The organism is Microbispora bryophytorum (assembly GCF_043197435.1).
In the GTDB taxonomy this organism is placed as follows: domain Bacteria; phylum Actinomycetota; class Actinomycetes; order Streptosporangiales; family Streptosporangiaceae; genus Microbispora; species Microbispora bryophytorum.
On record NZ_JBICTF010000003.1, the window covers coordinates 31283 to 42793 of the forward strand.

Sequence of the window (11511 nt, forward strand, 5' to 3'; positions counted from 1 at the left end):
GCCATCATTCACGGAAAATGTGCCGCGTACAGGGGAAATCGGCGGCGACGCCGGATGCCCACCGGGGCGTCCTCGGCCCGCAGGCGGGCGCCGGTATCGATCCATGCGTGATCGGCCAGGTCAGGCCTATTCCGCACCACCGGGGTAGTGATCGGTCATGACGAAGAAGCGGCCTGTCGGCATCGAAGAGGAGTTCCTTGTCGTTGATCTCGAGACCCGGCGGCTGACGCCGCTGGCGGAGTCGATGCTGGAGCGGCTGCCGGACGAGGGGTTCTCGGCCGAACTGCAGCGCTCGGTGGTGGAGACCAACAGCACCCCGATGGAGGACCTGGGCGACGTGCGGACCGAGATCCTGCGGCTGCGCCAGGCGCTCGTGTCGGCCGGTGAGCCGCTGGGGGTGGGCGTGATCGCCTCCGGCACGACCCCGATCACCGGCATCGAGGGCTACACGTTCACGCCGGGGGAGCGCTACGAGTACCTGTCGGAGTCCTACCGGTTCCTCGCCCAGGAGCAGCTCATCTGCGGGGCGCAGGTGCATGTGGAGATCGACGACAGGGACGTGGCGGTGCTCGCCGCCCAGCGCGTGGAGGCATGGCTCCCCCCGCTGCTCGCGCTCAGCGCCAGCTCGCCCTACTGGATGGACGAGGACAGCGGGTATGCCAGCAGCCGGGCACTGACCTGGCAGCGCTGGCCGACGGCGGGCCCGCTCGGCCCGTTCGCCGACGCCGCCGACTATGACAGGACGGCCGAGGACCTGGTGGCCTCCGGCGTCATCGAAGACCGGGGCATGGTCTACTTCGACCTGCGGCTGAGCGCCCACGTGCCGACGGTGGAGATGCGCATCTGCGACTCCTGTCCGCTCGCGGACGACGTGGTGCTGCTCGCCGGTCTCTTCCGCGCCCTCATGACGAGGGAGACGCAGGCCGTGGAGCGGGGCGAACCGCCGGTCGGCGAGCAGCGCCTGGCGCTGCTGCGGGCGGCCAACTGGCGGGCGGCCCGCGACGGGCTGGAGGGCGACCTGCTGTCGCCGGTGACGAGCAGGCCCGAGCCGGCGCCGCGGCTCATCACCGGGATGCTGGAGGAACTGCGGCCGACCCTGGAGGAGCTGGGCGACTGGGAGATCGTTTCGGAGCTCGCCGACGCGGCGCTGCGCCGGGGCAGCTCCGCCTCGCGCCAGCGGGGGGCGTACGCGGTCAACGGGAAGCCGCAGGACGCGGTCGACCTGCTGCTCGCGGAGACCCGGCAGCGCTAGGAGGCCGTGCGGCAGGGCGGGGAGGGCGTCCGGCAGCGCTGGGAGGGCGTGCGGCAGGGCGGGTGTGCGGGCCGATACCCTACTGGCCATGTCTGCGATCTCCGCCCTGAGCACGGCATGAACGGCGCCTACTCGGGCTGGCTGATCGGCGCCGGCCTGCTGCTGGCGCTTGTCGGCGTCGTCACCGCCGTACGGGACCGGCCGATGGGGCCGGTGCTGCTGGCCGGGCTGGGCCTGCTGGAGCTCGCCGTGCTCGCGCAGGCGGGCTTCGCGCTCGCCGGGCTCGGCCACGTGGCGGAGAAGGCGACCTTCATCGGCTACCTGGCGGGCACCGTGGTGATCCCTCCCGCGGCCATGTGGTGGGGCCGGGCGGAGCGTACGCGCTGGGGCCCGGGGGTCATCGCCGTCGCCGCCTTCACCGTGGCCGTCATGACCGGGCGGCTGCTGCAGCTCTGGAACGCGGGCGCATGAGCGCCCCCTCCGGCACGGGGCCGGGACGCGTGCTCGTGGCCGTCTACGGGATCTTCGCGCTGGCCGCGACCTCCCGCGCCGCCGTGCAGATCGCCACGAGGTTCGCCGAGGCGCCGCTGGCGTACGCGCTGTCGGCGTTCGCCGGAGTGGTCTACATCGTGCTCACGGTGGCGCTGGCCCGGAACGCCCGGCGGGTCGCGGTCGCCGCCTGCCTGGTCGAGCTGGCCGGGGTGCTGGTCGTGGGCACCCTGAGCCTGGCGGACTCCGCCGCGTTTCCGGAGGCCACCGTGTGGTCGGGGTACGGCAGCGGGTATGGCTTCGTGCCGCTCGCGCTTCCCGTGATCGGCCTCCTGTGGCTGCTCCGCGGCGTCCGGCGTTCGTAACCGACTTTCGGCGTTCGTAACCGACTTCTCCGCAGCTGGAACAAATGAGAGCGATGAGGGCTTTGGTATGGTGCCAATCGTAGGATGACCGGATGAGGGGAGATGTTGCGGCGATGAGTGCCGTCGTGACGCGGAGGGGCGTGCTGCGAGCACCATGGGGAGCACCATGGGGAGCACCATGGGGAGCACGGCGCGGATCGATGGCGTGGCTGATCGCCGGGGGTATCGCCCTCGCCGCTCTGAACCTGCGCACCGCGGTGACCAGCGTGGGGACCGTCCTCGATCAGGTGAGCGCGGGCCTGGGCCTGTCGGGAGCGATGACGGGGCTCCTCACCACGCTGCCGGTGATGAGCTTCGCGGTGTTCGGCGCCCTCACGCCGGTCATGTCCCGCAGGATGGGGGAGCAGCGGCTGCTGCTGGCCGCGATCGTCCTGCTCGCGGCGGGACAGGCCGTGCGCTCCCTCGTCGACTCGGCCGTGCCGTTCATGGCGGCCAGCACGGTGGCGCTGGCTGGTGGCGCGGTGGGCAACGTCGTCATCCCCGCGCTGATCAAGAGGCACTTCCCGCGGCGTGCGGGTGCGATGACCACCGTCTACTCGACGGCCCTCGCGGCCGGGACGATGGTCGCCGCCGCCGCGACCGTTCCCGTGCAGCAGGCCGCGGGAGGCAACTGGCACGTGGCACTCGGGGTGTGGGCGGTTCTGGCCGCCGTCGCCGCGATTCCGTGGCTCGCGCTCAGGCGCGGTGAGCCGGAGCGGCGCGACACATCCGCGAGGGCCGGAGCCGAGGGCCTCCTCCGCAGCAGGCTCGCCTGGGCCGTGGCCGGATACTTCGGCTCGCAGTCGCTCATCGCGTACGTGATGTTCGGCTGGCTGCCGCTGCTGCTGCGGGACAACGGCTACACCGCAGGCCAGGCCGGCCTGGTCCTCGCCGTGTTCACCGGGCTCGGGATCCCCGTCTCCATGGCGGTGCCCGCCCTGGCCGCCCGGCTGTCCAGCCAGCGCCCACTGGTGATCGCGTTCGCCGTCCTGTACGCGGCCGGCTTCGCGGGCCTGCTCACCGGGCAGGCGCTGTGGGCGTGGTCGATCCTCGTGGCCGTCGGCGGGGGCACGTTCCCGCTCGCGCTGGCGATGCTGGCCATGCGGACCCGCACGGCGGCGGGCACCGCCGCGTTGTCGGCCTTCGGACAGAGCGCCGGATACCTCATCGCGGGCGCCGGGCCGATCACGTTCGGCCTGCTCCACCAGGTGAGCGGCGGGTGGGTGCTGCCGTTCGGGCTGCTGTTCGCCGCGCTCGCCGTGCAGGTGGTCACCGGCTGGTACGCGGCGGCCGGCCGCACCCTGGAAGACGAGATGCCGTCGACGCCCACTGGGCGGCCGGACGACCACGTCTCGCGGGGCGTGCGCGACCTCATCGCGGGCCGGGTGCGCCGGTCGGGCGAAAAGGCGCGGCACGCGCGGTCTCGTGACGAGTCCGGGGCGGCGCGGCCGCGGCTGGCCCGCCCGGCCGGGCGGCACGGTGCGCGCAGGGGAGGCGAGCGCCGCAGGCCGGCCTCCCGCTGAGGCCGTGCACGGGTTTACGTCCTTGTCTCGGGGCAGGCGGTAGTGCAGAAACCCACGAGAGAAGGAGAAGGCATGAGCTCGATCGAGCAGTCAGTCGATGTGAATGTCCCGATCCGCACCGCGTACAACCAGTGGACGCAGTTCGAGAGCTTCCCGGAGTTCATGGAGGGCGTGGAGTCGGTCAAGCAGATCGGCGACACGCGCACCGACTGGGTCGTCGAGATCGCGGGCGTCCGCCGTGAGTTCGAGGCGGAGATCACCGAGCAGCACCCCGACGAGAGGGTGGCCTGGCGCTCGGTGGACGCGCCGCGGCAGGCCGGCGTCGTCACCTTCCACCGGATCGACGACGGCACGACCCGGGTCACGCTGCAGATGGAGTACGACCCCGAGGGCTTCCTGGAGAAGGCGGCGGACGCTCTGCAGATCGTCCGCATGCGCGTCAAGGGCGACCTGGAGCGTTTCAAGACGTTCATCGAGTCACGCGGCGGCGAGACCGGCGGCTGGCGCGGTGAGGTCCCCGGCCCGCACCAGCAGGGCGGCCTGGGCACCGGCGGCTCCGGCACGGGCTACGACATCGGCGAGCCGATGCCGCCCCGGACCGTGAACCCCGAGTATCCGCGCGAGACGCCGCTGCCGCCGCCCGGCACCGGCCCGATCCCGCCGGCTCCCGGCACGGGTCCCGCCCCCGGCGCCGGCCCGATCCCGCCGCGCGACACGCCCGGTCCGGTGATCTGATCAGACAGCACGCGTAATAGGCCCGTCTCTCGCCGAATCTAGAGGCGGGCCTATATGTTATATGCGAGTGATCGGTAATTTATTTAGCCCTGATATGATGGAAAAACATTGTTATAACCTCGCGGGCGTATCTCATCGCAGCAATCGAAAGGGATGTCGCCCGTGTGTTACGAGCCCGATGCCGTACCGCCCGTCCACGGTTCTCCGATCACGACCGTCACGTCCGAACGTCTCGTGCTGACCTCGGCCGACGGCGCGAACTTCGCGGCTCATCTGTCCCGCCCCGGCCGCGCGTCCGGTCCTGCGGTGCTCGTCCTGCCGGACAACCGGGGCTTGTCGGGATTCTACGAGCGCCTCACCGAACGGCTCGCCGAACAGGGGCACACCGCGCTCGTCATCGACTATTTCGGGCGGACGGCCGGGACCGGCCCGCGGACCGCCGACTTCCCCTTCATGGAGCACCTGGGCAAGGCGCACAAGGACGGGCTGTTCGCCGACATCGCCGCCGGAGTCGCACGCCTGCGCGCCGGAAGCGACGGGGAAATCGTCTCCCTCGGCTTCTGCTTCGGCGGCAGGCTCGCGTTCATGACGGCCCGGCCCGCATTCGGGGTCGCCGGCACAATTGGCCTGTACGGATATCCGGACGTGCTGTTCGGCAACCCCGGCCCCACCCAGATGGCGGGCGAGTTGCGCGGACCGATCCTGGGATTGTTCGGAGGCGCGGACGAGGGCATCTCCCCCGAGGTGGTGAGCGCGTTCGGCGAGGCGCTGGAAGGCGCGGGGGTGGCGCACGAGTTCGTCACCTACGCGGAAGCCCCGCACAGCTTCTTCGAGCTGGGCCGCCCGGAGCTGGCCGAGGCCTGCGCCGACGCCTGGTCACGCATCCTCGGCTTCCTGAAGCGGACAGCCCGAGGCGACCTGACCTCGCCTCGGGCTGCCACGATGCAAGACTAAGCCTTCGGGCTCCCGCCGCGCGCACCGGCACCCCCGAAAGTGCCCAAATGGTGATGCGGCCGAACGTGCGGACACGTTACGGTGCCCGCGTGACATTGATCGTCTCTCCGCCGCCCGCTCGCTAGCGGGCGGCGTCATCCGGTGAGCCGGGCCCGGGCGGCCCGGCCGGTGGCCCCTGCCCGCCTGCGGGAATCGGGCCCACCTCACTGGAGAGACATCGATGAACCATGCTCCAGCCCTGTCCGTACGGCAGGGCCTTGTCTACGTGTCCACCGCCGCGGTCGCCTGGGGGACCGGGGGACCGGCGGGAGCGCTGCTGCACGGCGCGGGACAGCTGAGTCCCGTCGCCGTGTCGTTCTGGCGCTTCGTCTGCGGCGCGGTGCTCCTGCTCGCGGTCGCCCGCAGCCGCCCCTCCTGGCGGGCGGTGCTGCTCGTCGGCCCGGCGATGGCGGTGTGCCAGGCGGCCTACTTCGCGGCCATCGCCGAGGCCGGGGTCGCGGTCGCCACGATGATCACGATGGGCGCCACCCCGGTCCTGGTGGCGGCCGCCGGCCGGGTCTTCCTGGGCGAGCCGCTGGGCCGTACCGGCCTCGGATGCGCCGCGCTCGCCGTCGCCGGCCTGGCCATGCTCACCGGAGGCGCGCAGGCCGTCACCCCGGCGGGCGCCGGCTACTCGCTGCTGTCGGCGGCGGCCTACTCCCTCGTCACCCTGATGACCCGCCGGATGCCCGCCGACGGCGTGGCCGTGTGGGGGTTCGCCGGGGGCGCGGCCTGCCTGCTCCCGCTCGCCGCCGCCGGAGGACTGCTGCCCGCCGGGCACGCCGTGGTCAGCGTGCTGCTGCTCGGCTACCTGGCGGCCGTGCCGACGGCGCTCGCGTACGGGCTGTTCTTCGCCGGGCTGCGCGTCGTCGGCGGCACCACGGCGGCGGTCCTGTCCCTGCTCGAACCGCTGGTCGCCGCCGTCATCGGCGTCGTGCTGCTGGGGGAGCGCCTGTCCGCCGTGCAGGTGGGCGGGGCGGCCGTGCTCGGGTGCGCCCTCGCCTGGCTCGCCGGAAGGGAACTTCGCGACGCCCGGAGCTAACGCAGGGGCCGGAGAGCCTGTTAGCGATACCATGAGCTGGGGAGTGCGCGCACGCGGTCACCAGGCGGAACGTTCCCCATCGGGCTCGTGACGGAACAGTGATCATCACAGTATTGACACGGCTCGCTGTTATCGCAAACAGTCAGGAAACCTGATCCGGAATGAGCGGGGCGCGGCGGATGACGAAGGTCCGGCCTGGAGAGAGCCCGACCGAACGCCCGAAGGCGGCGGTCATGGAGGACGTCGCGGAGCTGGCAGGCGTCTCGGCGATGACGGTGTCGAGAGTGCTGAACGCCCCGGAGAAGGTGCGCCCGGAGACTCGGGCGCGCGTTCTCGCGGCGGTCCGCGAGCTCGACTATCGGCCCAATTCGGCGGCGCGGGTCCTGGTGACCGGCCGCTCGGGGGTGCTGGGGGTCGTCTGCTTCGACACCACCCTGTACGGCCCGGCCTCCACGTTGTTCGGCATCGAGCAGGCGGCGAGAGACAGCGACTACCTGGTCAGCATCGCCAGCCTGCCCGCGCTCAACCGCACCTGGATCACCAGGGGAATCGACCGCCTGCGGTCCCAGTCGGTGGACGGCGTCATCGTCGTCGCACCGCACGAGTCGGCCGCCGAGGGGCTCAGGAACCTTCCCCCGGGCCTTCCGGTGGTCGACGTCGGCGGGGGAACGGACCTGCCGGTGCCGGTGGCGGCGGTGGACCAGTACGCCGGTGCCGCCCGCGCCACCCGCCACCTGCTCAGTCTCGGTCACCGGACCGTCCGGCACCTGTCGGGCCCGCCCAACTGGATCGACGCGAGCGGCCGGGTGGCCGGCTGGCGGTCGGTGCTGGAGGCGGAGGGCAGGGAGATTCCCGAGCTGCTGGTCGGCGACTGGACCGCCTACTCCGGCTATGAGATCGGCAAGCGCCTCGCCCACGAGCCCGACGTGACGGCGATCTTCGTGGCCAACGACCACATGGCGATGGGTGTGCTGCGAGCCCTGCGGGAGATGGGCCGGCGGGTCCCCGAGGACGTGAGCGTCGTCGGGTTCGACGACGTTCCCGAGGCGGCCTACTTCTGGCCGCCTCTGACCACCGTACGGCAGAACTTCGGCGAGGTCGGCAGGCAGGCGTTCCAGCTCCTGCTCGACCGCATCGCCGGGGGGGAAGGCGAGGCCAGGCGCATGGTGGAGCCCGAACTCGTGGTGAGGGAGAGCACCGGCGTCAGCCGCTGAAAAGGCGTGCGCCCGCCTCGGTGATCGGGCACGGGCGGAGCGGTGCGGGCGTGTCCACGCCTGCCGCCGCGGGGGAGGAGCCGCCCGGGGCGATGGCGCACCCCGGACGGCCGCGTGTTACGGCTTCACCTCCAGCGTCACCGTGGTGGCCGACGGCCGGAAGCGGGCGTCGCCGGAGTAGGAGACGGCGAGCTGGTGCGTGCCGGCCGGCAGGTGGAGGCCGAGCTCGGTCTTGCCCTGGCCGCCCGGGTTGAGCGTCCCCTCGCCGAGGATCGTCGCGCCCTCGGACACGGTCACCTCACCGGTCGCGCCCTTCGGGTCCACGCTGTAGTGGACCTGGACCTTCTTGCCCTGCTTCACCTGCGTGGGTGAGGCGTGGGCGGTGACGGTGCTGCCGGCCCGGGTGTCCCTGCCGAGGCGGATGAACGTCACCGAGTGGGCCGGGAAGTCGTAGGTGAAGGCGGAGGAGAATCCGCTCACCTCCCGCTCGACCGGGGCGATCCTCGTGGGTTCGGTGAGCGAGTTCACGGCGGCGGGGTCACCCGTGAGCGAGGTGACGACGGCCTTCGGCGCGATCGGGGCGGTGCCGAGGTCGACCGTGCTGCGCACGGCGGTGTCCTGGACGTTGACGGCCTTGATCACCACGTCGCCGGTGTCGCCGTCCTTCGAGACCACCTGGTAGAGCGGCTCGACGGCGGCGTTGTCGATGAAGTCGTTGATCTTCTGGCCGTCCAGCCACGTGGTGACGCGCCGCCCGGCGACCCGAGTCTTGATCTTGTAGTCGCGGCCGGTCTGTACCGTGGTGCCCGACGTCGCGATCGACGACTTGGCGCCGTTCGTCGCCTTCTCGACGGCCGTTAGGTGCTCGGCAGCACGGTGTCGCCCACGTTGCGGGAGAACATGCGCTGCACGTAGTAGCTGGGCGAGCCGTACACCTGGTCGTTGTCGAACCAGATGAGGTCCGGCGTCCAGTTGACGTAGTCGACGTTGGACAGCAGCGGCGCGTACGACGCCAGCTCGACGACGTCGGAGTTGCGCTCGATGCCGGTCAGGTACGACGCCTCGGTCAGCGCGTTCCAGTACGTGTTGCCGTTCGAGGCGTACTCGCCGACGAACACGTGCGGGCCACTGCGGTCGTAGGTGTCGTAGCGGTGGTTGTTGGCCAGGAACCAGCTCGGGTCGTTGTAGTAGTGCTCGTCGACCAGGTCGGCCTTCTGGTCACGCGCGAACTGCCGCATGCGGTCGAACCAGCTGCCCTGGGACGACTGGCCGGCGTTCGAGCGGGATCGGGGCGGCGGTTTCGGCCTGAGCGGGCGTGGTGGAGAGCGCCCCGCTCACGACACCGCTCACCATGGCCGCCGACATGGCCGCCGACAAGGCCCTTCTGCTCATTCGGGGGGCTCCTCCGGTTTTTGATAACGAGATAGTCGCGAAGTGAGCGCTAACAAATGGGATTCGGACCCCAGTTAAAGGTCATGTGGCATGTCCGTCAATAGGACGTGAACGCGATGTTTCGGTGTGACCGGACCGTGATGGGCCATCTCCTTGACGGGGGGTCGTGTTAACGCTCACAGTCTTCCTCAAGCAGTTGAGAGGAGCGCCAGTGGGACCCAACGTCGACCGCCGCCCGCCCGTCATGGCCGACGTGGCCAGGCTGGCCGGAGTGTCGCACCAGACGGTCTCGCGGGTGCTCAACGACCATCCGAACGTCCGCGCCGAGACCCGTACCCGGGTCATGCGGGCCATCGACCAGCTCGGTTACCGCCGCAACCTCGTCGCCCGGGCACTGGTCACCAAGCACTCGCGCACGCTGGGCGTGGTCAGCTTCGACACGACGCTGTACGGCCCGGCAAGCACGGTATACGGAATCGAGCAGGCCGCGAGGGACGCGGGCTATTTCGTGAGCATCGTGAGTCTGCGGACGATCGACAGGGCCGGGGTGAACGACGCGATCGGCTACCTCGCCGAGCAGGGCGTGGACGGCATAGTCGTCGTCGCCCCGCAGCGGTCGGCGGCCCGGGCACTCGACGACCTGCCGGCGGGCATGCCCGCCGTGGCCGTCGAGGGCTGGCACCAGGGCGAGGTCTCCGCGGTCAGCGTCGACCAGGTCGAGGGCGCCAGGCTGGCGGCCTCGCACCTGCTGGAGCTGGGGCACGAGACCGTCTGGCACATCAGCGGCCCGGCGGACTGGCTGGAGGCCGAGGGCCGGATCGAGGGCTGGCGCGCGGCACTGACCGCCGCGGGGCGGCCCATCCCCGGCATGCTGACCGGTGACTGGAGCCCCCGATCGGGCTACCGGGCCGGCAAGGAGCTCGCCGCCATGGCCGACGACGTCACCGCGGTGTTCGTCGCCAACGACCAGATGGCGCTAGGCCTCCTGCGCGCGTTCACGGAGGAGGGGGTGAAGGTCCCCGAGCAGATCAGCATCGTGGGCTTCGATGACATCCCTGAATCGGAGTTCTTCTCCCCGCCGCTCACGACCATAAGACAGGACTTCGGGGCCGTAGGCAGGCGCAGCATCGACGTACTGCTCCGGCAGATCGAGTCGGGCGAGGGGCTCACTCATGAGCGCCTCGTCGTGCCTCCCCAGTTCGTACTCAGGGGAAGCACAGCCGCGCGCTAGCCGCACGGAGACACATTGGATGATCAGCGCTGCACCGTAGGTGTTAGCGCTCACTTTAGAAAGGATCCCACAGTGTTGAAGAGGATCTCGGCACTGATCCTGGCCGGTGCCACGGCCCTGACGATGACCGGTTGCGGTAGCAGCGACAGCGGCGACAGCAGCGTCGGTTCGTCCGGCGGTGGCGCGAGCGACGGCAAGATCGTGATGGGCTTCGCCCAGGTCGGCGCGGAGAGTGGCTGGCGTACCGCCAACACCAAGGACATCCAGGAGACCGCCAAGGAGGCGGGTATCGACCTGAAGTTCTCCGACGCGCAGCAGAAGCAGGAGAACCAGATCAAGGCGATCCGCTCCTACATCCAGCAGAAGGTCGACGTCATCGCCTTCTCGCCGGTCGTGGAGTCGGGCTGGGACACCGTCCTCAAGGAGGTGCAGAACGCGAAGATCCCGGTCATCCTCACCGACCGGGCCGTGGACTCCCAGGACACCAGCCTGTACAAGACCTTCCTCGGCTCCGACTTCATCGAGGAGGGCAAGAAGGCCGGTCAGTGGCTGGTCGACCAGTACAAGGACAGCAAGGACGACGTGAACATCGTCCAGCTGGAGGGCACCACCGGGTCGGCGCCGGCCAACGACCGCAAGTCGGGCTTCGAAGAGATCGTCAAGGCCGACCCGAAGTTCCACATCATCGCCTCGCAGAGCGGCGACTTCACCCGGGCCAAGGGCAAGGAGGTCATGGAGGCCTTCCTCAAGTCCAACCCTGACATCGACGTGCTCTGGGCGCACAACGACGACATGGGTCTCGGCGCCATCGAGGCGATCGAGGGCGCGGGCAAGGTCCCGGGCAAGGACATCAAGATCATCACTGCCGACGCGACCCACGACGGCATGCAGGCGCTCGCCGACGGCAAGATCAACTTCATCGTCGAGTGCAACCCGCTGATGGGCAAGCAGCTCATGGACCTCGCCAAGAAGGTCGTCAACGGCGAGCAGGTGCCTCAGCGGGTCGTCACCGAGGAGACCACCTTCACCCAGGAGCAGGCCAAGGAAGTCCTGCCCAGCCGCAAGTACTGACCGGAAACCGGGCCGCCCCCACCGGGGGGCGGCCCGGCCCTGAGGGATCGAGCGATCCGTAGGGGCGCGCCGCCGGTCTGGGCCGAGGAGCGCGCGGGAGCCGCGAATGCGTGGCATCGCGTGCCTCCGGCACGACCGGGCGGGCGGCGCGCTCCCGACGGTGAG

Annotated in this window: 12 protein-coding genes; 10 read left to right on the top strand and 2 right to left on the bottom strand. The window is 70.6% G+C overall.

Going from position 1 to position 11511, the window contains the following annotated elements; all coding sequences use genetic code 11:
* Positions 1-157: 157 nt before the first annotated feature.
* From ACGFIB_RS09555 to ACGFIB_RS09590, 8 genes are all read left to right on the top strand, one after another.
* Positions 158-1252, top strand: coding sequence for a carboxylate-amine ligase (locus ACGFIB_RS09555; RefSeq protein ID WP_393370110.1), 1095 nt, complete (start codon positions 158-160; stop codon positions 1250-1252).
* Positions 1253-1369: 117 nt separating this feature from the next.
* On the top strand, positions 1370-1723 hold the full coding sequence (locus tag ACGFIB_RS09560) for a hypothetical protein (protein ID WP_142573213.1): 354 nt from the start codon (positions 1370-1372) through the stop codon (positions 1721-1723).
* Positions 1720-2106, top strand: coding sequence for a hypothetical protein (locus ACGFIB_RS09565; RefSeq protein WP_142573211.1), 387 nt, complete (start codon positions 1720-1722; stop codon positions 2104-2106). Before ACGFIB_RS09560 ends, ACGFIB_RS09565 begins: the two co-directional genes overlap by 4 nt.
* Before the next feature lie 200 nt (positions 2107-2306).
* Positions 2307-3668 carry a CynX/NimT family MFS transporter gene (locus tag ACGFIB_RS09570; RefSeq protein WP_393370114.1) on the top strand — a complete coding sequence of 454 codons (1362 nt, stop codon included), beginning with the start codon at positions 2307-2309 and terminating at the stop codon, positions 3666-3668.
* A 72-nt stretch (positions 3669-3740) separates the two neighbouring features.
* Positions 3741-4403, top strand: a complete 663-nt coding sequence (locus tag ACGFIB_RS09575) for an SRPBCC family protein (RefSeq protein WP_357245681.1) — start codon at positions 3741-3743, stop codon at positions 4401-4403.
* 162 nt (positions 4404-4565) lie between these two features.
* Positions 4566-5357 (top strand): dienelactone hydrolase family protein, encoded by a 792-nt coding sequence (locus ACGFIB_RS09580; protein WP_393370118.1) that lies wholly within the window; start codon positions 4566-4568, stop codon positions 5355-5357.
* A gap of 220 nt (positions 5358-5577) precedes the next feature.
* Positions 5578-6438, top strand: a complete 861-nt coding sequence (locus ACGFIB_RS09585; RefSeq protein ID WP_357257411.1) for a DMT family transporter — start codon at positions 5578-5580, stop codon at positions 6436-6438.
* A 233-nt stretch (positions 6439-6671) separates the two neighbouring features.
* A complete protein-coding gene (locus ACGFIB_RS09590; RefSeq protein ID WP_357257409.1) occupies positions 6672-7652 on the top strand; it encodes a LacI family DNA-binding transcriptional regulator in 981 nt (326 codons plus the stop codon).
* 117 nt (positions 7653-7769) lie between these two features.
* On the opposite strand, the gene ACGFIB_RS09595 is transcribed toward ACGFIB_RS09590, so the two are convergent.
* Complete coding sequence (locus ACGFIB_RS09595) at positions 7770-8624, bottom strand: Ig-like domain repeat protein (protein WP_393371436.1); 855 nt, start codon at positions 8622-8624, stop codon at positions 7770-7772.
* The gene (locus ACGFIB_RS09600; RefSeq protein WP_357257407.1) at positions 8510-8890 is read right to left on the bottom strand and encodes an alpha-L-arabinofuranosidase C-terminal domain-containing protein; all 381 of its coding nucleotides are present in this window, start codon (positions 8888-8890) and stop codon (positions 8510-8512) included. The genes ACGFIB_RS09595 and ACGFIB_RS09600 overlap by 115 nt, the downstream gene beginning before the upstream one ends.
* A 398-nt stretch (positions 8891-9288) precedes the next feature.
* Here ACGFIB_RS09600 and ACGFIB_RS09605 point away from each other — a divergent pair, with 398 nt between their 5' ends.
* Positions 9289-10275 (top strand): LacI family DNA-binding transcriptional regulator, encoded by a 987-nt coding sequence (locus ACGFIB_RS09605; RefSeq protein WP_357246029.1) that lies wholly within the window; start codon positions 9289-9291, stop codon positions 10273-10275.
* A gap of 72 nt (positions 10276-10347) precedes the next feature.
* Positions 10348-11346 (top strand): ABC transporter substrate-binding protein, encoded by a 999-nt coding sequence (locus tag ACGFIB_RS09610; RefSeq protein ID WP_357245693.1) that lies wholly within the window; start codon positions 10348-10350, stop codon positions 11344-11346.
* Positions 11347-11511: the final 165 nt, after the last annotated feature.

What these genes read in the sequence shown, in the direction of transcription:
- ACGFIB_RS09575 (WP_357245681.1), top strand. Translation starts at nt 3,741, where the DNA reads ATGAGCTCGATCGAGCAGTCAGTCGATGTGAATGTCCCGATCCGCACC.
- ACGFIB_RS09565 (WP_142573211.1), top strand. Translation starts at nt 1,720, where the DNA reads ATGAGCGCCCCCTCCGGCACGGGGCCGGGACGCGTGCTCGTGGCCGTC.
- ACGFIB_RS09570 (WP_393370114.1), top strand. Translation starts at nt 2,307, where the DNA reads ATGGCGTGGCTGATCGCCGGGGGTATCGCCCTCGCCGCTCTGAACCTG.
- ACGFIB_RS09590 (WP_357257409.1), top strand. Translation starts at nt 6,672, where the DNA reads ATGGAGGACGTCGCGGAGCTGGCAGGCGTCTCGGCGATGACGGTGTCG.
- ACGFIB_RS09560 (WP_142573213.1), top strand. Translation starts at nt 1,370, where the DNA reads ATGAACGGCGCCTACTCGGGCTGGCTGATCGGCGCCGGCCTGCTGCTG.
- ACGFIB_RS09605 (WP_357246029.1), top strand. Translation starts at nt 9,289, where the DNA reads ATGGCCGACGTGGCCAGGCTGGCCGGAGTGTCGCACCAGACGGTCTCG.
- ACGFIB_RS09585 (WP_357257411.1), top strand. Translation starts at nt 5,578, where the DNA reads ATGAACCATGCTCCAGCCCTGTCCGTACGGCAGGGCCTTGTCTACGTG.
- ACGFIB_RS09555 (WP_393370110.1), top strand. Translation starts at nt 158, where the DNA reads ATGACGAAGAAGCGGCCTGTCGGCATCGAAGAGGAGTTCCTTGTCGTT.
- ACGFIB_RS09600 (WP_357257407.1), bottom strand. Translation starts at nt 8,890, where the DNA reads ATGCGGCAGTTCGCGCGTGACCAGAAGGCCGACCTGGTCGACGAGCAC.